The organism is Muricoccus pecuniae (genome assembly GCF_014199205.1).
In the GTDB taxonomy this organism is placed as follows: Bacteria; Pseudomonadota; Alphaproteobacteria; order Acetobacterales; family Acetobacteraceae; genus Roseomonas; species Roseomonas pecuniae.
In genome coordinates, this window is record NZ_JACIJD010000023.1 from 1 (window position 1) to 19,787 (window position 19,787).

General features: G+C 67.2%; 15 protein-coding genes and 1 pseudogene. 6 read left to right on the forward strand and 10 right to left on the reverse strand.

The genetic code is table 11. The annotated features are described in order from the left end of the window. Window positions 1-214: 214 nt before the first annotated feature. A complete protein-coding gene (locus FHS87_RS18965; protein ID WP_184520965.1) occupies window positions 215-1,000 on the reverse strand; it encodes a segregation and condensation protein A in 786 nt (261 codons plus the stop codon). Continuing rightward, window positions 997-1,677 carry a hypothetical protein gene (locus FHS87_RS18970; protein WP_184520966.1) on the reverse strand — a complete coding sequence of 227 codons (681 nt, stop codon included), beginning with the start codon at window positions 1,675-1,677 and terminating at the stop codon, window positions 997-999. Before FHS87_RS18970 ends, FHS87_RS18965 begins: the two co-directional genes overlap by 4 nt. Window positions 1,678-1,759: 82 nt before the next feature. Here FHS87_RS18970 and FHS87_RS18975 point away from each other — a divergent pair, with 82 nt between their 5' ends. Continuing rightward, window positions 1,760-1,954 carry a hypothetical protein gene (locus tag FHS87_RS18975; RefSeq protein WP_184520967.1) on the forward strand — a complete coding sequence of 65 codons (195 nt, stop codon included), beginning with the start codon at window positions 1,760-1,762 and terminating at the stop codon, window positions 1,952-1,954. A 52-nt stretch (window positions 1,955-2,006) separates the two neighbouring features. On the opposite strand, the gene FHS87_RS18980 is transcribed toward FHS87_RS18975, so the two are convergent. Next, window positions 2,007-2,993 (reverse strand): tyrosine-type recombinase/integrase, encoded by a 987-nt coding sequence (locus FHS87_RS18980; RefSeq protein WP_184520968.1) that lies wholly within the window; start codon window positions 2,991-2,993, stop codon window positions 2,007-2,009. Between the two features lie 439 nt (window positions 2,994-3,432). Further along, on the reverse strand, window positions 3,433-3,642 hold the full coding sequence (locus FHS87_RS18985; protein ID WP_184520969.1) for a hypothetical protein: 210 nt from the start codon (window positions 3,640-3,642) through the stop codon (window positions 3,433-3,435). A 295-nt stretch (window positions 3,643-3,937) separates the two neighbouring features. Here FHS87_RS18985 and FHS87_RS18990 point away from each other — a divergent pair, with 295 nt between their 5' ends. The 4 genes from FHS87_RS18990 to FHS87_RS19005 all read left to right on the forward strand — a co-directional run bounded on the left by FHS87_RS18990 (window position 3,938) and on the right by FHS87_RS19005 (window position 9,597). After that, window positions 3,938-5,812, forward strand: coding sequence for a PAS domain S-box protein (locus tag FHS87_RS18990; RefSeq protein ID WP_184520970.1), 1,875 nt, complete (start codon window positions 3,938-3,940; stop codon window positions 5,810-5,812). A gap of 80 nt (window positions 5,813-5,892) precedes the next feature. Then, the gene (locus FHS87_RS18995) at window positions 5,893-6,288 is read left to right on the forward strand and encodes a response regulator (protein ID WP_184520971.1); all 396 of its coding nucleotides are present in this window, start codon (window positions 5,893-5,895) and stop codon (window positions 6,286-6,288) included. A 220-nt stretch (window positions 6,289-6,508) separates the two neighbouring features. After that, complete coding sequence (locus tag FHS87_RS19000; RefSeq protein ID WP_184520972.1) at window positions 6,509-6,688, forward strand: type II toxin-antitoxin system ParD family antitoxin; 180 nt, start codon at window positions 6,509-6,511, stop codon at window positions 6,686-6,688. Between the two features lie 5 nt (window positions 6,689-6,693). Further along, on the forward strand, window positions 6,694-9,597 hold the full coding sequence (locus tag FHS87_RS19005; protein WP_221300140.1) for a PAS domain-containing protein: 2,904 nt from the start codon (window positions 6,694-6,696) through the stop codon (window positions 9,595-9,597). 1,137 nt (window positions 9,598-10,734) lie between these two features. Here the strand turns inward: FHS87_RS19005 and FHS87_RS19015 are convergent. Continuing rightward, window positions 10,735-11,127 carry a GFA family protein gene (locus tag FHS87_RS19015; protein WP_184520974.1) on the reverse strand — a complete coding sequence of 131 codons (393 nt, stop codon included), beginning with the start codon at window positions 11,125-11,127 and terminating at the stop codon, window positions 10,735-10,737. A 618-nt stretch (window positions 11,128-11,745) separates the two neighbouring features. On the opposite strand from FHS87_RS19015, the gene FHS87_RS19020 reads away from it, so the two are divergent. Beyond that, window positions 11,746-12,720 carry a replication protein RepA gene (locus FHS87_RS19020; protein ID WP_312862046.1) on the forward strand — a complete coding sequence of 325 codons (975 nt, stop codon included), beginning with the start codon at window positions 11,746-11,748 and terminating at the stop codon, window positions 12,718-12,720. 561 nt (window positions 12,721-13,281) lie between these two features. Here FHS87_RS19020 and FHS87_RS19025 read toward each other — a convergent pair. The 5 genes and pseudogenes from FHS87_RS19025 to FHS87_RS19045 all read right to left on the reverse strand — a co-directional run bounded on the left by FHS87_RS19025 (window position 13,282) and on the right by FHS87_RS19045 (window position 18,847). Next, complete coding sequence (locus FHS87_RS19025; RefSeq protein ID WP_184520975.1) at window positions 13,282-13,848, reverse strand: hypothetical protein; 567 nt, start codon at window positions 13,846-13,848, stop codon at window positions 13,282-13,284. A 61-nt stretch (window positions 13,849-13,909) separates the two neighbouring features. Beyond that, on the reverse strand, window positions 13,910-14,641 hold the full coding sequence (locus FHS87_RS19030; RefSeq protein WP_184520976.1) for a ParA family protein: 732 nt from the start codon (window positions 14,639-14,641) through the stop codon (window positions 13,910-13,912). Between the two features lie 477 nt (window positions 14,642-15,118). Next, window positions 15,119-15,970, reverse strand: a pseudogene (locus tag FHS87_RS24650) (DUF6880 family protein). 10 nt (window positions 15,971-15,980) lie between these two features. After that, window positions 15,981-18,197, reverse strand: a complete 2,217-nt coding sequence (gene recD2, locus FHS87_RS19040; RefSeq protein ID WP_184520978.1) for an SF1B family DNA helicase RecD2 — start codon at window positions 18,195-18,197, stop codon at window positions 15,981-15,983. 335 nt (window positions 18,198-18,532) lie between these two features. Next, window positions 18,533-18,847 carry a hypothetical protein gene (locus FHS87_RS19045; RefSeq protein WP_184520979.1) on the reverse strand — a complete coding sequence of 105 codons (315 nt, stop codon included), beginning with the start codon at window positions 18,845-18,847 and terminating at the stop codon, window positions 18,533-18,535. Window positions 18,848-19,787 lie beyond the last annotated feature (940 nt).

Below are 19,787 nucleotides of genomic sequence, written 5' to 3' on the forward strand. Positions count from 1 at the left end.
TTTGCGCCACTCGCTGCCTTGGTGCTCTCGACACGTTTCGGGTTGCTGTCTGTGGGCGCTTATCTGCTCTCTGGCGCGATCTGTACCTTGGCAGCCCTGGCTTTCAACAAGGAATGGGCAAGCAGAGAGGTTTAGATTTGACCTCTCTGCGGCGAGGTGACCCACCTCGGACAGTTCAGGAGAGGCACTGAAATCGTACGACTAGCGACTGGCCTCAGCTAAGCACACGGGCTCCCGTCAAGTGGATCGGCCCGAACGGGTCATGCTGCTCCAGTAGCAAGGCACCGCCCTGGGCCATCTCCAGCCCTGCCACAAAGGTACTGGCAAGGGCCGCCCGTATCCTGATTTGCCGGTCAGGGGTGTGGGCTGAGATAGGCGGTAGGCAGCGCTCCAGGGCGAGTTGACCCGGGTGCTGGTGAAGCAACCCGGCGATGCGCCGGAGCGCGTCCGGGATGCGCCAGAGGTCGGGAGGGCGGGGCTGGTACGTGGGCGTGGGCTCGGTGGCCCTCCCTTCCCTTCCCTCCAGCAGGACCAGCGTTGCCTCCAGGAAGGCGACATACAGCTCCGCCTGCGGTCGGGCCTGAGGTGGTGTGATCTGTCCCCTGCTGAAGGTCGCCCGCCCGAGCTGCGGCCGCGCCGCGAGCCAGTCCGCCCCGGCCCGCATGCGGGCGAGTTCATCGAGCAGCTCCAGCCGCCGGGCCGCGGTCGCCCTGGCGTCCTCGGCCTCATCCGGGCTGCTCGGGGCCAACAACTGCGCCTTGAGCAGCAGGAGCCCGCTGGCCAAGACCAGCCAGTCCGCCCGGCGCTCGAGCGGGATCCGGCCCTCCCCGCTCTCGATGGCGGCCACCAGCTGGTCCGTCAGGGTCAGGATGGAGAGCCGGCCGAGGTCGACCCGCTGGCGGCGAACCATCTCGATCAGGAAGTCGAGCGGGCCCTCGAAGCCCTCCACGCTGAGCCGGGGTGCTGTGTGGGTTGGGGTGGACAGAGAAGCCTCAGTCACCCCGCCCCAGCCCCTGCCTGGCGCTTGCGACCCTTCTGTTCCGGAGCGTGCGTCGGCTTCTCCTCGTCCAGCTGCTGCTGAGAGCCCGGGTAGTGCGGCCGCAGCTCAAAGGAGAGCTCTGGCCAGGCGCGGCGGAGCCGGGCGATGGCGGCCCAGGGTGACCAGTCGGCCGACCAGAAGCCGACCCGCAGCTGGCCCATCTTCCGCTTGCGCCCATCCAGCGTGCTGGGGAGTACCTGGACGTGGCGCAGCGGCCGGGTCACGCCCCAGTGCGTCCGCAGCCACCTCTTGCTCTCCTCCTCCTCCGGCCCGAGCGCCAGGATGCCGGGCGGCACGGGCAGGAGCCGGTGCAGGTCAAAGGAGCAGCTCTTATCCGTGCCCATCCGGGCGAGCGCGGCCTGATGGTTGGCCGCAGCCGCGTCGCGCAGGCGCCGCGCCAAGACCTTGGCACCCGAGAGGCTGATCGCCCGCACCCCGTCCTGCGGGCCCGCCATGGGCAGGAGGAACTCCTCCTCGAGCGCGGCCAGGTCCAGCACCCAGGGCACCACGCCCGAGCCGGCCGCAGCCAGCCGGAACGCCTCCACCCGCTCGGCGGGCCCGCCCACCTCCAGGGTGTTCCACAGCCAGTCCACCGGCACGGGGGTGGGCCGCCAGGGATGCTCCGGTGAGTCGGACACCCTCCCCTCCCCTGGCTCCGCGGCGGCGCTGGTCTCGCTCTCCTGACTTGGCATGTCTCGCCGGCGTCCTTAGAGGGCCGCCATGCTTGCGAAACAGCTCCGCCCCATGCAGGACCTCCCCGAGCCCGTCGAGATCCGGGTCAGCAAGGAGGGCTCTGGCCGGAACAGTTGGCGCTGGTCCATCTGGCGCGGCACGACCCTCGTCTCCCGCGCCGCCCAGGGCTTCTCGGGTGCCGAGGCCGCGTATGAGGACGGCCGCCGCGTCCTGAACCGCTGACGCGCGGCACTGCGCGCCCGACGGCAGGTCGCCCCCGGCCCTTCATCACGCCTCACAAGTCGAGCAGCCGGGCGGGGCTGTCCCTCGTGATCCTGGCCCGGCGGCGGTAGCCCTGGGTGGTGGCGATGCTCTTCTGCCGCGCGTGGTGCATCACCTGCTCGTCGAGCGCGCCCTTGAGGTAGGCCTCGGTGATGAACCCCGCCCGGAGCCCGTGCGGGGACAGCCGCTCCGCCTCGTCGACGGTGAGCCGGGCGAGCTCGGCCCGACGCCGCAGGACCCGCCACACCCCCTGCGGCGAGAGCCTCTCCTCCAGCGCCCCTCCGGGGCTGAGCCGGCGGAACACCGGGCCCCACTCGATGCGGGTGCGGCGGAGCCACTCCTCCATCGCCCGCACCGGGCAGGAGAGCGGGTTCAGCCCGCGCGGGATGCCGATGGTGGCCCCCTCCCCCTCCTGGTCGCGCTTGGAGCGCGGGATCAGCACCGTCATGCCCTCGCTCGTGAAGCGCAGGTGCTCGCGGTCGATACCGACGATCTCCGAGCGCCGCAGCGCGCCGGCAAAGCCCAGAAGGAGGAGAGCCCGGTCGCGGTGGCCGGCCGTGTCGGTCCCGCAGGCGGCCAGCAGGCGCTTGACCTCGGCCGAGGTCAGCGCCGCGGCGGGACGCGAGGTCCTGCCGTGAGTCGCGAGGATGCCGCGCATGGTGGCCGCGATCGCCGGGTGCCGTGTCTCCCAGGGGTGGCCGGCCTGCCGGTGCTGGTGGGCGATGGCGGCGAGGCGCCGGCGCAGCCCACTGCGGCCGAGCGAGGCGGCGAGGCTCGCCAGATGCCCCGCGACCACGACCGGAGCGGCCGGCAGGGCGACTACCCCGCCCGCCTCGCACCAGAGAAGGAAAGCGCGCCAGTCCGACTCATAGGCCCGGCGCGTGTTGTCCGAAAGGGCGCGGCCGGCATAGCCGGCCGCCCGCGCCACCGCCTCGCCGACTGGCCCGGAGAGCACGGCCAGCGCATCGGGCGCCACCACCTCGCCAGCTAGGCGCCGCACGGCGGGCGGGAGTGGCCGGCCCCCTGCCCTGTCGGGCGGCGTCACCGGCCAGCCCTCGCCGGCTGGCCCCTGAAAACCTCAGCAAACACTGGAACCTGTGTCCCTGTCGCGCCCAAGTCTCCGGCCCCCCTGCCCTCTCTGGCCAGCCGGACGGACGCCGCCGCGCCCGCCCCTGTCCCCTCTCTCATGGTGCCAGGAGGGCCTCCTTGATGGCAATCGGCGCCTCTCTCCACCAAAGGCACGATAATAGAGGTTTATCGTGCCTGAGTGCCTGGCCAGAGAGGTTTTTAGGCCTGATCGACAGGGTTCCACTGGTCGGCGCGGGGTCGGGTGCGAGGGTCTCGAAGAGGACCTCACGCAGCCACACTGCGGTGCCGCCGTCTCAGGCAACGGGAGGATGACACGCCGCGTCCTAATGCCGAGGCGGAGTGCCTCTGGGTCAGCGGTTAGCCGCTTTGTGGGTACCGACATTCTCGTGCCACTCGACCGGCATGCCGTCCCAGGAGGTGATCTGCTTGCCCGCCCATTTCTTTCGGACATAGACCTGGAAGCCGTCAGCGGTGGCCTCAACGTAGCCGGACTTACCGTCCGTGAGCCGAAGGTGCTGGGCGAGCGCCTCGCCCTGGGTCCTCATGTAGGCGTCGTTCATGGTTCGCGCGGTCCTGATGCCCCGCCCAGTATAGCCACCCCTCAACATTACTGGCGTTCAGCACTTACCGACCGCGGTGGCGGGATCTGGCCGATAACGGAATGACCTCTCCTGGGCGACTGACGGCAGAAAGCTGCCAGTCATCGCGTCTCACTTGGCCACCGGGTTCGGCCTGAGGGGAATGCTGGCAGCCACTCGGCCGCTTTCAGCGTTGGTCCTGACATAAAGGATTGTAACAGGCCGTAGAGGCATCATCCCTCCCGCTGGGCCAGGGGTGTCAGTAGCAGGAAGCGCGATGCCCGACCTCGAGCGGATGATGAAACGGCAGCAGGTTCTCGCGGACTTCGGTGCACTGGCCAATCGCTCCCAAGACCTGGACAACATCCTGGCCGAGGCCTGCCGGCTGGTGGGAGAGGCGCTCGGAACCGGGCGCGCCAAGATCCTCGAGATCCTGCATGCGGAACGCCAGCTCCTCGTCAGGGCAGGCGTTGGCTGGGACCCCGGCATCGCCGGCAAGCTGCGCATGCCCATGGAGGAGCACTCTTCTGAGACCTTCGCCATCGAGGCGGCCGAGCCGGTCGTCTCCCAGGACATCGCCAAGGAGGACCGCTTCGAGGTCCCGCCCTTCATGAAGGAGGCCGGGGTGGTGGCGCTGGTGAACGTGCCGGTCTTCCGGCCGGGGGGGCAGCCCTTCGGGTTGTTGCAGGTGGATGCCACCGAGCCGCGCGACTTCGGCGAGGACGACATCCAGTTCCTGCGCACCTACGCCAACATCCTCGGCCCGGTGATCGACCGGCTGCTCGTGGTCAGCACCCTGCGCTCGACCGAGGAGCGCTTCCGCCTCACGGTCGAGTCCGCGCTCGACTACGCGATCCTCCTCTCCGACCCGCAGGACCGGATCACCGACTGGCTGCCCGGGGCCGAGGCTGTCTTTGGCTGGACGGCGGAGGAAGCGGTCGGGCAGCCCGCCGCCATCACCTTCACCCCCGAGGACCGGGAGAGCGGCCAGGACCGGTGGGAGACGGAGACGGCCCGCAAGGAGGGCGTGGCACCGAATGTCCGCTGGCACATCCGCAAGGATGGCAGGCGCGTCTTCATCGAGGGATCCACCCGGGCTCTGCGCGACCCGGACGGCACCCTGCTCGGCTTCCTCAAGATCGGCCAGGACGTCACCGAGCGCCGTGAGGCCGCGGAGCGCCTCCGGGAGAGCGAGGAGCGCTTCCGGCAGTTCGGCGAGGCCTCCTCCGACCTGATCTGGGTCCGCGACGCCGAGACCCTGCAGATCGAGTATCTCAGCCCGGCCTTCGAGGCGATCTACGGGGAGAGCCGGGAGACGGTCCTGAGCGGCGACACGCTCCAGCGCTGGGCTGACCTGATCCATCCCGACGACCAGAAGCGGGCGCTCTCCATGATCCATCAGGTCCGGGCTGGTGAGCGGGTGATGAACGCCTTCAGGATCGTGCGACCGTCCGACGGTGAGACCCGCTGGATCGAGAACACTGACTTCCCGTTGCTCGACGACGCGGGCCGGGTGCAGCGCGTGGCCGGGATCGCGAAGGACGTGACCGAGGCTCGGATGAGCGCTGCCCGGCTGGAAGTGTTGGTGCACGAGTTGCAGCACCGCAGCCGCAACCTCCTCGGCGTCATCACCTCGGTTGCCTCCAAGACCCTTGGCGACGAGGGGGCGTCCAGTGGCTTCCAGGCCCGACTTCAGGCGCTGAGCCGGGCTCAGGGGCTGCTGAGCCGGTTTGGCAGCGACACCGCCGAGGTCGGAGCGCTCGTCCGCGCTGAGTTGGAGGCGCACACGGAGGTCGGCATGCCCAAGGTCGTGGTCTCCGGCCCGAAAGTGCTCCTGACTGCCCGGCAGGTGCAGAACTTCTCCCTCGCCCTGCACGAGTTGACCACCAACGCCGTGAAGTACGGCGCCCTCCGCGATGGCACGGGACAGCTCTCCGTCACCTGGACGGTGGACCGGGACGAGAAGGACCAACGTCGCCTGACCCTGGACTGGATCGAGAGCGGGGTGGACCTGCCGTCTGGCACGGCGGTCCGGCGCGGCTACGGCCGCCACCTGATCGAGCGGGCGCTCTCCTACGCGCTCCGGGCCAGGACGGAGTTCGTGCTGGGAGAGGATGGGGTGCGGTGCCGCATCCAGCTGCCTTTTGAGTAGCCTGCATTGTGGCTCTCACCCGGGGGAAGCTGCCGCACGCCCCTCCCGTCCTGGATCCGCAGCATGAAGTCTGAACCCTGATGCCCGGCGCCAAGGGACCACTGGCGGGCCGCTGCATCCTCATCGTGGAGGATGAGTTCCTCATCGCCGAGGTCATGGAGGAGTGGCTGAGTGGAGCGGGGGCGGAGGTTATCGGACCCGTGCCCAGCGTTGAGCAGGCCCTCGAACTCCTTGAGAAGCCCGGGAAGGCGCTGGACGGGGCGGTGCTGGATGTGAACCTCGGTCGCGGCGAAACCGCCTACCCCATTGCTAACAGGCTGAACGAGCGCGGCGTGCCCTATATCTTCGCGACGGGCGACGTTCGAATCATCGATGATCCCGAGCACCGAAAGCGCGTGCGCCTGGAAAAGCCGGTAACGAGAACACAACTGCTCCGGGCGCTTGAAATGCTCCTGAAAACCCGCGCTTCGTCCTGACTTGGTGCCAAGTGCCCTCCCCTGGCACCTTCTGCGGGCGGTGCTAGGGCCGGCGCTGGTGGGAGGGCAGTGGCGTTTGGCACTCCGCCGAACGCCCCCGATCCCGGCGGGCGTGACCGTGCGGGAGCGCGGAACGAACGTGTGACCGGCCGTTGTCAGGGGTGAATATTTCATCCCTGCGACCGCGATGCTACTGCGCGGTATGCCGTCAGCAGACCCGATGACTGTCTCGCTTACTCCGGAGCTACGCCGCTTCATTGAGGCGCAGGTAGCAACCGGGCGCTACCAAACCGCTAGTGAGGTCGTCCGAGCCGGTTTGCGGCTGCTGACAGCAGCCGATCCGCCCCGATCCATTGAGAAGGCCAGGCGGCCAGCGAACAAGGCTTCTGAGAAGGCCTGATCCCCGTGACCGAGCAGAACCAGGGGCGCGCCTGGACCGAGCCCGAGCGCCTGGCGGCCCTGGGCCGGTACAATATTCTCGACACTCCGCCCGAACAGGATTTCGATGACCTGGTCCGGATGGCCGCCGACCTACTCGGGGCTCCCGTCGCCGCGGTGAACCTGATCGCTGAGGACCGCCAGTGGTTTAAGGCAGAGATTGGCCTGGGCGTGCGCGAGATGCCGCTCGACAACTCTATCTGCTCCCGCGTCATCTTGAGCCCGGGCGAGCTGGTCATCCCGGACTTGCTGAAAGATCCCCGCTTCGATCGCAATCCTCTGGTCACCTCGGAGCCGGGACTGCGGTTCTACGCGGGCGAGCTGTTGGAAACACCGGACGGGTTGCCTCTGGGCACGCTCTGCGTTCTCGACACCAAGCCCCGGCCGGATGGGCTCTCCGACCAGCAGCGGTTCGCGCTGAAAACTCTGGCTCGCCAGGTTATGAGCCAAATGAACCTCCGCCGGAGTTTAGCGCAGCAGGAGCGCCTTCGGGCCGAGCAGGCCCACTCGGAGGCCCTTCGGCGGCAGGTCCTCGACAGTGCCACTGACTTCGCGATCGTGAGCATGGACCTCGCGCGCAACGTCACCGGCTGGAACACCGGAGCGGCGAACATCCTGGGCTGGACGGAGGCCGAGATGCTCGGCCGGTCTGCGGACCTGATTTTCACGCCAGACGACCGGGATGCCAAGGTTCCGGAAGCCGAGATGTGGCGGGCGGCCAAGGACGGCAGGGCCATCGACGAGCGCTGGCACCAGCGTAAGGATGGCTCCCGCTTCTGGGCCTCGGGCGAGATGATGACCCTCCGGGACGAGCGGGGCACCCATACCGGCTACCTCAAGATGCTGCGCGACCGCACAGAGCAGCACCTCTCGGGCGAGGCTCTGACAGCCGTCAACGAGCGCCTCCGCATGGCTCAGCGAGCCACTCGCGACGCGATCTGGGACTGGAGCTTCGGGGACGATCGGGTTCTCTGGAACGACGCGCTGGAAGAGGCCTACGGCTGGCGGTCCGAGCAGGTAGAGCCAACCGGGGAGTGGTGGCTTGCCCAGATCCATCCCGAGGACCGGGAGGCAGTGAACCAGAGCATTCACGCCGTGATCGACGGCACCGGGGCGATCTGGACGGGCGAGTACCGCTTTCGTCGCGCCGACGGCAGCTACGCGGAGGTGCTGGACCGCGGTTCTGTGATTCGCGGACCGGACGGCCGCGCTACCCGCATGATCGGCGCCATGCTCGACATCAGCGAGCGCAAGAGGACCGTAGCGATCCTGCGCGCCAGCGAGGCACGGCTGAGAGCCGTGGTGAGCGCGTCATCCGAGGTGCTGTATTCGATGAGTGCGGATTGGCGCGAGATGCGCCAGCTCACTGGCAGCGGCTTCCTGGCCGACACCACCACCGCCAATTCAAGCTGGCTCACCGATTACATACCTCTCGAAGAGCAGCCACGCGTCAGGGCAGCCATTCATGAGGCCATCAGGACGAAGAGCCTCCTCCACTTGGAACACAAGGTCCGCCTCGCAGACGGGGGTGTGGGCTGGACACTCTCCCGGGCTGTGCCGCTTCTTGATGCGAACGGAGAGATCACGGAGTGGTTCGGGGCGGCGAGCGACGTCACGGCTCGGCGGGAGGCCGAAGAGGCACTGCGGCGGCTTAACGAAACGCTGGAGCAGCGCGTCGCCGAGCGCACGACTGACCTGATGCTCGCTGAGGAGCAGCTGCGCCAGGCGCAAAAGATGGAGGCGGTCGGCCAGCTGACCGGCGGCATCGCCCACGACTTCAACAACCTGCTCGCCGGGATTACAGGCAGCCTTGAGTTGCTCAGCACTCGCATCACCCAGGGGCGGCTCAAGGATGTTGACCGCTATGTCGCTGCCGCCCAGGGCGCGGCCAAGCGCGCGGCTGCCCTGACCCATCGGCTTCTGGCCTTCTCGCGCCGCCAGACCCTCGACCCCAGGCCAACGGACGCGAACCGGCTTGTGGCGGGGATGGAGGACCTGATCCGGCGCACGGTGGGGCCCTCCGTCGAGGTGGAGGTGGTCGGGACTGCCGGGCTGTGGACGACGCTGGCCGACCCGAACCAACTCGAGAGCGCCCTGCTGAATCTCTGCATCAACGCGCGGGACGCCATGCCGGAGGGAGGGCGGCTCACAATCGAAACAGCCAATCGCTGGCTCGATGGGCGCGCCGCCCGCGAGCGCGACCTTCGGACCGGGCAGTACATCTCGCTCTGCGTGTCCGACACCGGCACGGGCATGCCGCCCGAGGTGATCGAGCGCGCCTTCGACCCCTTCTACACGACCAAGCCAATCGGCCAGGGGACCGGACTAGGGCTCTCCATGATCTACGGGTTTGTCCGACAGTCAGGCGGGCAGACGCGGATCTACTCGGAGGTCGGACAAGGCACGATGGTTTGCCTGTACCTGCCGCGGCACCTGGGCGAGGCCGAGCCGCCCGAGGTAGTTCCCGATCTGGCTGACGCGCCTCGTGCAGGGCTCGGTGAGACGGTCCTGGTGGTGGACGACGAGCCAACGGTGCGCATGCTGGTGATGGATGTGCTGGAGGACCTTGGCTACGCCGCGATAGAGGCCAGCGACGGCCCATCAGGTCTCAAGGTGCTTCAGTCCGACGCACGCATAGACCTTCTGGTGAGCGATGTCGGTCTGCCTGGGGGCATGAACGGACGGCAGATGGCCGATGCGGCCCGGGTCAGCCGCCCCGATCTGAAGGTGCTGTTCATCACGGGATACGCCGAGAATGCCGTGGTGGGGCATGGTTACCTCGACCCCGGCATGCACGTCATAACCAAACCGTTCGCGATGGAGACCCTGGCCAGCTGGATCAAGGAGCTGATCACCGCTCCGACACCATAGGACTTCGTCCGCCGGCAATCCGATCGAGCTGGGGATCGCCGCGATGTCCGCTTCGGAGCACGCCCCTTTTGTCTTGGGATCGCGGAGTTGGGCGCTGAGCCGCCGATCCTTGCACCTGACGCCCCTTGCGGCTCCGCTCTCGAAGGCCGTTGCGCGATGCTTCGCGAAGGGGGCTGGGTCTCCCCTCTCCCCCTGTTAGTCGACTTCGATGCGCTGCCTTAAGGCCTCGGAGTTACCCCGGCGCCATTGCTGCCCGACGTTGTGCCCAATGTCCAATCGTCCTCGTCCTCCACTTCCGTCCGGCGTACAGCGTCCTGCACGGTCTCGGAACGCTGGTCGGTGTCCTTTTGGACCACGAGTTCCTCACGCACCAACAGAAAGGGCTTGATCCATGGCAGTTCGCGAGAGGGAGCTCTACGTAAGCTCAAATGGAGACGCATGGTACCTTGTTCTGGAGCCTCGTTCGGGGCGGGTGTTCATTCGGCACCAGCGCAACCAGGCGTCGGGCGGTGACGTGTCACTGATCGAGATTCGGGATTTCCTGTCTCAGGGTCACGGCCCTGAGCACCAAGAGCTGCTGCGCCTTCTCGGCACGCTGGTAGGCGAGGGCTGACAGCTCCGCCCCTCCCGATCCAGCCCGGCCTTCGGTATCGAACCAGAGTTTCCGGTCTCGCGATGGAAGCTCTGCCGACCAGCGCAGTCCCAACTGGGCGATCAACCAGAGCGCTGCTGTGGTCGTCCCTCACAACGTGGCGGCGAGCAGCAGAACGGCCACCCTGCCCGCGCTCGGTTACCTATAACGAGATAGGCCAGGGAGGACGGACCACCCACCCAGCTCCCCACGGCTTCAGTGCGCTGGGTAGCTCCGATGTGAGGGTGTGACAGGCGGGGAAATGCGCGTTCAGACGAACGCCGAGGGGGAGCAGGCCCAGCGCGCAAGTCCCCTCCCCGCCTGCCACGTCAGGAAGCTGCGCGCCCGCTGTCGGGAGAAACCACCATCCGCTGGTTGTCACGCCGCAAACAGCACCACTGCGCGCACTACACTTCGGATAACGTTGGATGCCGAGCGCCGTACAACTTATTCGACGGAAGATGGCGCGGGGGCCCTGCCCATTTCTCCTTGTTACTGCTCGACACTCACCCGGGGGGGCCTTCGGGGTACTGCGGCAGCCCATCATCGAGGCGCAGCCAGGGCTGGCGCGAGGATGTCCAGAAGTGCATGTCCGGCCGGAACTGGCCGGGGTCGTCGAGCGAGCCGGCCGTCAGCCCGATCACGCCCGCGCTCCTTCGCGCCGAAAAGACTGTGGTGCCGCAGCCGGGGCAGAAGCCACGCTCCAGCGCCGGCGAGGAATGGAACCGGGCCGCCGGGCCGGTCAGCTGGACATCGGTGTCGCGAAACAGCAGGCGCGCGTTGAAGGCGGCACCCAGGGCCTTCTGACAGATCCGGCAATGGCAGATCCGCTCATTGATCGGAGATCCCTCGGCGATATAGCGGACAGCACCGCAGAGACAGCCGCCCTTGTACCGCATGGTTGTGCTTCTCCTTTCCGACTACCGCCCGCCTGGGCTGCTGAAGGGGGCGCTTGGGGCCATCATCCCCGCCTGCAGCAGACGATCGTGGCAAGACCCCTCCCCTGCACATCGGGCACGTTATTGAGTGGTTATTATACCTAGATGCCGGGCCAGAGCCGCCGACTGTGCCTGGATCTAGCGGCTTTCTGCTGAGCGGCAGAGGTGGCCGTGCCCAGCCCCCACGACCGCTCCCAGAGGGTCCGCGGCCTGTTGACTGCTATGCCAGCTTCAACGCCCGGTCATAGGTGGTACCCCCTGAGGCATAGATAGGCTGGCCTGAACTCTTGCGGGCAGTTAGCCGCCCCTGGACTCCTGCGGGTTCCGAGTCGGCGATTTCTCGGAACCATGTCGGAACCTTTACCCACAGATCGGCCCTGGGGTTTTGCGGGCATCCCCAGGATTCATGCGGGAGGCTCCCGATCAGGAATCAATGACTTACGAAGTTGTCTACTGGGATCCTGCGGGACATAACTAATAGAGTTTTCTAATAACGCTCTAATAGCCGTCCCGCAGAAGTCCAGGTGGACGCGCCACCCAGGATCGAGCACGTTCCCAGCGTGATTTGGGACGGTAGCGGTGGAGGACAGCGCGATGGGGACGGTCCACCGGCTCATTGAGGAGCACGGGCGGCAGGGAGCATTGAAAATGGCTCCGACCGACGGGGACCGCCGAGCTATCGAGGCCGCCATCCAGTACATGGCCGACGAGGACGCCGGGGTGGGGTTTCTCTACTCCGGATGGTGCCAAGCAGCCCTGCCTCATAAGAAGCTCGCTGACGATGCTGCATGGAAGATCGAAACCGACCGGGTCACGCTCATAGTAGAGCCGGGCCGCCGAAACATCCCTGGCGGCGGTATGGAATGGGTCGGAGCGCCCTACGGTTCGCGGGCCCGGCTCATCCTGCTCTTCCTTCAAAGCGAAGCGCTCCGGACTGGCTCTCGTGATATCGAGCTAGGGAAGAGCTTACACGCGTGGCTCGGACGCCTTGGGATCCCGATTGGCGGGAAGAGCTTCAAGGACGTTCGGGAGCAGGCCGAGAGGCTCTCTCGGTGCCGAATGACCTTCCACATCACCGCGGGAGACCGCGCTGGGCTGGTCAATCAGAACATCGTCGATACTGCGATGTTCGTGCAGGAGCCATCAGCTGAAGGCCAGGGGTCCCTCTTTGTCGAGACCGCCAGACTTTCTGAGACTTTCTTTGAGCAGCTTCGACGGCACCCCGTCCCGCTCGAAGAATCAGCTATTAGGGCGATTTCGAACAACAGTCAGGCGCTCGACGTATATTGCTGGCTAGCTTACCGCCTGCACGTCCTGCCGTCGGGCAAGCCGATTTCGGTGTCGTGGCGAGCGCTCTTCGGGCAGTTCGGGGCGTCCTACAAGCGCATCGACCACTGGAAAGAGCGCTTCCTTGACAGCTTAAAGGTGGCGACAGCGGTTTACCCGCACGCTAACATTGAAGTACAGACGAACGGCCTTGTATTGCGGCAGTCTCGGCCACCAGTCACGCCGCGCCTCGTGGCCGGGAGCGCGCCCGCAAGAGCCCAAGGGTAACTGCTGCGCCATTCCTTGGACCCGCAAGAGTCCAAGAGAAATGCCGAGCCGAGCAGGGTCGGAAGCGAAGGCAGATTTGCAACTCTCGAGACCTTACTTTCTTTGCAGTGACCGACCGGAGCAACTGGCTTTCAGTTCTCTTAGATCGCCCCGCCGCACGGTAAATCAGTGCGGTGCATGTAGGCCCCGCAGGAGTCCAGTGGTGTCCTGCCCTGCTTCCCGCAGGAGCCCAGAGGGGCCTTCGGCGTCCGGGGTGTTTCGTCTTCGGAGGATGAACGATGAGGAGTGGACAGCTGTTCTCGAGCTGCGCCGAGCCGGGGCTGAGACTGCCCGTTTGCAAAATCGTGTTTCCGGCAATCTTAGGCGGCGCGAAAGGCGGTTGCCCCTTCCCTGACTGGCCTGCTGCAGCGAGTGGCGCCTGGCCGAGGGTGTATTGCCAACCCCATCCTCCTACCCGTGGCGGCGTAGCTCACCGGCTAATCGGCTGAGGTGGTGGTCCTTTCGAGGCAACAACTCCTGCAGCCTAGCCAGGGCCCTGGTGACTGTTCAAACTTAGGCTATTCAGTCAATCGCTTCTGATTGACCCTCGATGACCACAGGTTCAGGGCCAAGTTCCTTCTCGATGTCAGCTATTTCTTTGCGGATTCGTGCGATTTGACGGAGAAGAATCTCCCGGCGTTTTAGTAGATCGCCCCGCCGCTTTGCTGCCGGTGTATCCGCAGGTTTTATCTCGGCCAGGAACCGCATAATTTCGGAGCGCGCTGCTTGGGGGCGGACCAAGCCGCGGCTCCTTGCCAACGGAATGTGTTGCTCCGGAACCAGAGTCAGGTAATAGGCCGCGCTGTAGCTCCGGGGGAGCTCATCCTCCCGAAAGCGGCCCACTTCCACAGCCTCAGCGACCTCTCGAAGCTGATATGCCACCGCACGGCCAAATGGGAGTTGCGGTAAAATTTTTGCTTCGAACTCGCCGCGATTCGCTTGAATAGCATGCCGTAGGTAGCGTCCAATCGAAAGAAAGCGCCGCTGCGCCTCGTCCCACAGCTTACCGATCTCGCGGACATAGTCCTCAGGCCTGTTCAAGGGGACGATAGTAGCGGCGAAGTCCTCGACACGCGAGGTGGTGGACACAATAGGCGCCACAGCGGCCCGGGCCCTGATGTCCTTGGCCGAGAAAGTCTTTAGGGATGACTTAGACATCGTTCGGCACCTTGAGTCCGAGAGTGTTCATAGCGAAGGTGAAGACGCCCCGGACATCGGATAGGCCATTGGCGCCTTTCATCTCGGCCACTCCGAGGCCTATCTCATCGCTGACTCGAATGCTCTCGTACAATCGAATGTCAAATGGGCAGAGGTCTCCAGCTTCGATGAGGCGCTGCTTGGCACGATCGAAGCTCCCAGCACTCCGGACAGTAAGGTTTAGGACAAAGGCAGACGGTCGTTGCTCACGGCGGATGAAAGCCATCCATTCAACAACGGACCTTAGGTCGCCGGCTCCTTGTCCCGTCGGCACGAGGACAAAATCAGCTAACAGGAGGAGCTGACGCATCTCCGCAGGTGATGCGTCGACACCGGGCGGTGTATCGATGATGACAAGATCCAAATCTCCAAGCGCCCCCGCCCGGCGCATGGCCTCGTCGAGATTCGACAAGGGTACTGCTACGTTCGGAATGGCGACAGCTTCACCAGGGCGGACCGCATACCAGTTCGTCAGGCCACGCTGTGGATCCAGGTCAATGGTTGCCACCCGTAAGCCAGCATGTGCCGCGAACACAGCCAAATTCCGGGTTAGACATGTCTTGCCGCTACCGCCTTTACCGGATGAGCAAACGATGATTTTGGCGCGCGACGGTTGGATTGTTGTGTTCACTGCGTCGGTGGCTGCGCCCCTGACGGATTTTTTGCCGCCCACCGTTCTTCTCATCCTCGCCTCTGCAAACCGAAACTGATCACCATCGAACCACTAAGCTAACCGTTCGGGCTGAGGCAACCCGCAATGCACGACGAGGTCTCGCGTCGTGAAACATCCCCGACATCTTACGGCGTAAGACCTGGCCGCCCAGGCGACTTTCCTAGAAGCCGCTCGCGCGGGTTGCTCTGCGGCTGCTCCAGTGAGACCGGCAGGCATTGGACGCGCAGCCTCGTGCGGGAGTTGCCCATCATACGCTCGTGTAGGCTTCTGCTGCATTCGCTCGCGATGCGCTTCTGTAGGTTACGGCCGCGCCAGCACACGACGACCTCCCTCTCCAGATCGGGTCCCTCCGTGACCTGGCGAAGCCTTGTAGCCTCCTCGGCCCGCCCGCCTGAGCGCGTCCAGCGCCGCGATGCGCAAGTCCGCATGCCCGATCTCCTCGCCCCCGCCTCGGTGGCGACGATGTAGACGTCCACATCTCCCTCAAGGTCAGCTAGGTCGTGCACGCGGCATGAGGCTTGGCCGCGCCTGTGCCAGCCCTCGACAGCGCCCGGCTTGCGAGCGCGGGGCAGCGAGGCGAGCCGCTGCTTCCAGCAGCCGGCCTAGCTCCGCCCGGCCCTCGCCACCCAGGGCTGGACCGGCTGCGTCGAGCAGCCCGTCGGTCGTGCCGTATTCGTCGGCATCCCACAGCGCCAGCACCTCGCCGGCCAGCGCCACCGGATCGCGCCTCGGCCGCAGGGCCCAGAGCCGTCCGAGGTCGGCGCCCGCCTGCCGGAACACCTCGCTCAGTGCGCCGCTTCAGACGTCGCTGCGCGCGAAAACGTTCTCGGCGAGGCCGAGGAGCAGTCCAATCTGAGCCACGGCCGCGCGCGGGTCCGTCGTGGCCAGGGAGCCGGCGATCGTCTGGCGCAGGCTGTTGAGCTCGCGGGCGAGGGGGCGCAGCTTGTCCCACTCGATAAACCCGCGCGAGCGCCCGATGGTGCGCAGTCGTTTCTCCACCTCGGCCGCCAGCCGGCCACCTCCCTCCGTGCCGGCCAGTGCGAGGCGCAGCCTGCGAGCGAGCGCCGGCTCCTGCCCGGCCTGCGCCATCAGCAGCTCAGCCAGACGGCGCGCGCCCAACCCCTCCAGCGCTTCTGCGCTGAGTGTGCGGGACCGGGACGTGGTCCCCTTCGACTTCGGGCGGGTAGGGGAGGGCGCTGCGAGCGGCTCGTCGGCCATCGATGCCGGAGCCGGGCGTGAGAGAGGTACTGACGTGACCTCCTCCTCGCTCACCGCGCCGGGCTTGGTGCGTTTCATTGCCGAGCTCTCTTGCCGCCGACGGCAACACGGCCAGCAGCCCATCGAACAAGCTTCAGCTCCGTATGTCTGTGGTGGCGACGGATGAGGTGTTGACTGGCGCCATCCACTCCCTGAGCTTCGACCACCGCCTGCGCGTGTTCCTGTTCTTGACCGCGATGGCCAGCGCACGCCGCTGGCCCACGAGCACGACCAGCCGCTTGCCCCGGGTGACGCCGGTGTAGAGGAGGTTCCTGGCCAGCATGGCGTAGTGCTGGGTGGTGAGCGGGATGACCACGGCCGGGTACTCCGACCCCTGGGCCTTGTGGATCGTGGTCGCGTAGGCCAGCACCAGCTCGTCCAGCTCGCCAAAGCCGTAGGCAACCTCGCGTCCCTCGAAGCGGACCGTGAGCTCGCCCTCCTCCAGGTCGATGCCCGAGATCACGCCGAGGTCGCCGTTGTAGACTTCCCGGTCGTAGTCGTTGGCCACCTGCATGACCTTGTCGCCGGGGCAGAAGGTCCAGCCGAAGCGCTCGACCCGCAGCTCGCCCGGCGGGTTCAGCGCGGCCTGCAGCTCGATGTTGAGCGAGCGCGCACCGAGGCCGCCCCGGTTCATGGGACACAGCACCTGGACGTCGCGCACGGGGTCCAGTCCGAACCGGGCGGGGATGCGCTCGCGCACCACGGTCATGAGCTTGCGCACGCCCTCCTCAGGGTCGCTCGCCTCGACGAAGTAGAAGTCCGAGCCCTCGGCCTGGCGGAGCTCGGGCATCTGCCCGGCGTTGATCCGGTGCGCGTTGACGATGACCCGGCTCTGGGCGGCCTGGCGGAACACCTCGGTCAGCCGCACCACCGTGAGTGCGCCCGAGCCGATGATGTCGGCCAGCACCTGCCCGGGCCCGACCGAGGGCAGCTGATCCACGTCGCCCACCAGCAGCAGCGCGGCCTCGTCCGGCAGGGCCCTGAGGAGCGCGCGCATGAGGGGGACGTCCACCATCGAGGTCTCGTCCACCACCAGCAGCTGACACTCGAGCGGGCGCTCCTCCGTGCGCTTGAAGCCGCCCGTCTTGGGATCGGTCTCCAGCAGCCGGTGAACCGTCCTGGCCTCCAGCCCCGTGCTGTCCGACAGGCGCTTGGCCGCGCGGCCCGTGGGGGCGCAGAGCGCCACCTCCACGCCCTTGGCCCCGAGCACCTTCAGGACCGAGTTCACCAGCGTCGTCTTGCCCACCCCCGGGCCGCCGGTGATGACCAGCACCTTGGAGCGGAGCGCGAGCGAGAGGGCCTCCCGCTGGCTGGGCGCGAGCGAGAGGCCCGTCTTGCCCTCCACCCAGGGGATGGCCCGCCCGGCATCGATCCCGGGCCAGGGCGGCTGCCCCTGGCTCAAGGCCCGCAGCCGCTCGGCGATGGCTTGCTCGGCCCGGTACAGGCCTGCGAGGAAGACGCAGCGCTCGCCCTCCAGCGTGTCGGCGACCACCTCCCCCTCCCCGAGCTCCAGCTCGAGGGCCGTCTCGATCAGGGCGGGCGGCACCTCGATCAGGGCGGCCGTCTGGGCGGTCAGCTCGCCCACGGGCAGGCCGCAATGGCCCTCGCCGGTCGCCTCGGCGAGCGCGAAGGAGATGCCCGCCCGCACCCGGATCATGGCCGTGGGCTCGATGCCGAGCTTCCCGGCCACGAGGTCGGCCGTGCGGAAGCCGATGCCCCGGATGTCGCGGGCGAGGCGGTAGGGGTTCTCGGAGATGACCTGCACGGCGCCTGCGCCGTAGGTCTTGTAGATCCGCACGGCGCGCGAGGTGCCCACGCCGTGGGCGTGCAGGAAGAGCATGATCTCGCGGATGACCTTCTGCTCGGCCCAGCCCGCGACGATGCGCGACGCCCGCTTGGGGCCGATGCCGGTGACCTCGCGGAGCCGCCCCGGCTCGGCCTCGATCAGGTCGAACACCGCCTCGCCGAAGGCGCGCACCAGCTTCTTCGCGTACACGGGGCCGATGCCGCGGATCATCCCCGAGCCGAGGTAGCGCTCGATGCCCTCCAGCGTCGTCGGTGGGCTCGCCTTGAGGAATGAGGCCCGGAACTGCAGGCCGTGGGCGCGGTCGTTGACCCATGTGCCCGAGAGCTGGACCCACTCGCCGGCGGCGATCGTCGCCGCGTGCCCGACCACGGTCACCAGGTCCTTATGCCCGCGCGCCTTGACCCGCAGCACGCAGAACCCGTTCTCGGCATTGTGGTAGGTGACACGCTCCACCAACCCCGCCAGGGCCTCGGTCGGGGCGGTCTGCGTAGCTGGCTGACCCACGTGCTCTACCAGTTCGCCTGAGCGGAAGTGGAGCTAGGCCGCTTGGATTTACAACGATGCGGGTGGTCAATCTCAGATCGCGGTGACGTACCCTGTGGAGACTGCCCTTGGCTCATCTAGCCTATGTGGACTGCAGCAACCTGTTCATCGAGGGGCAGAAGTCAGCGTCCTCGCTCAGGGTATGGTGCTCTGCCGGCCGGACGCCAGACTTTCGCCGGGGCTGCGCCAGCTTCGCATGGTTCAATCGCGCAGATCGGCACGACACCCCCGGTTACGGTTCAATCACGGAGGCGGCACCTGGGTAAGCCAGGGCCGCCTCCCCGCTCGGTCGGTGCTTAGGCGAGGTCGTTCTGGACGGCGGGCAATGGTGCCGCATCCGGTTCAGCCACTGGTGGCTCGTCCTCGGAGGCTGCATCGATATCAGCGTTCGAGCCGTTGTCAGTCGGGTTCTGCGTGAGCCCGGCGGCAGCGTTGAGGCCTGTCGCCATAGCAGTGGCGGCCATTGCCGTCCCGACGGCGGCGGCAACAGGCGCGGCCATCGTCGCCATCATGGCGGCACCCGCTCCGGCCATCGCCGCGGGAAGGGACATCGCCGTGTCGGCTTGCTGCTCGTCCCCTTCCTGCGGTGCGGCGGGATCAGGGAGGTTCACCGTGCCTTCTCCGCCACTGCCCTGACCTTTCTCAGGCACAGGCCCTGCACGCCGTGGGCGGCGGGTGGCCGTGGGCGCTGCGGCCCGGCTAGGCGCGGACCGTTCGGATGGCGCCGGGCTCGAAGTGCCGGCGTCGGACGACTTCCTTCGGGTTGCGGGTGTGGCTCTGGGAGTGCGCCGAGCCGGCGACTTGGCGGGGGCGGCAGAGGGCCGCGACGTGCGGGTGCTGGTAGGCGTCGCCCTGCTCTTAGCGGCTGACGAGGCTCGGGCCCGGACTTTGGGCTTCGCCGTGGCGCCTCGCGGAGGCGCGGACGACTTTGTCGCCCGGGCCGAATTGGCAGCCGAGGAGGTGCGCCTGCTGGACGCGGCGGCAGGTTTCGCGGCCTTCCGCGCCGATGCCGTCGACGCGGGACGACTGCGGGCGGTGGTCTTGGTTGTCCCCTGGGCACCCGCGGCGGCGCGGGACGAGGTCTTGGTCTTGGGTGCGGGGGGACGGGAGCTAGCCTTCTGCGCCTTTGTCCTGGTGCTGCTGGCGGCCGGGGCAGCCCGCCGCGCCGACGCTGCGGCTGGCTTCCTGGTCTGCTTGGCGGGAGTAGCGGTGGCGCGAGCACCCCGCGCGGTGACCTTGCCGGTGGCCTTGCTGGCTGCTGCCGCGCGCGGTGCCGGGCTGCGTCGGCTCGCGGCGGGGCCGGCCTTCTTGGCACCCGCAGCCGATGTTGTCTTCGGCGCCGGCTTCTCCGGGCGTGCCCCGCGTGGCTGCGTCTTCGCGGCCGTCTTGCGAACTGCTGGTGCCTTCGACGCAGCTGGCTTGCCAGCGCGCGATGGAGCAGCCGTGCTCGCCTTGCCCCGCGTGGGAGTTGTGGTGCTGCGGGCGCTCCGCGCAGCGGTGGAAGCCGGGGCCGCCTTTCGGCCTGACGTCGCAGCCTTGGTGCGTGGGGTG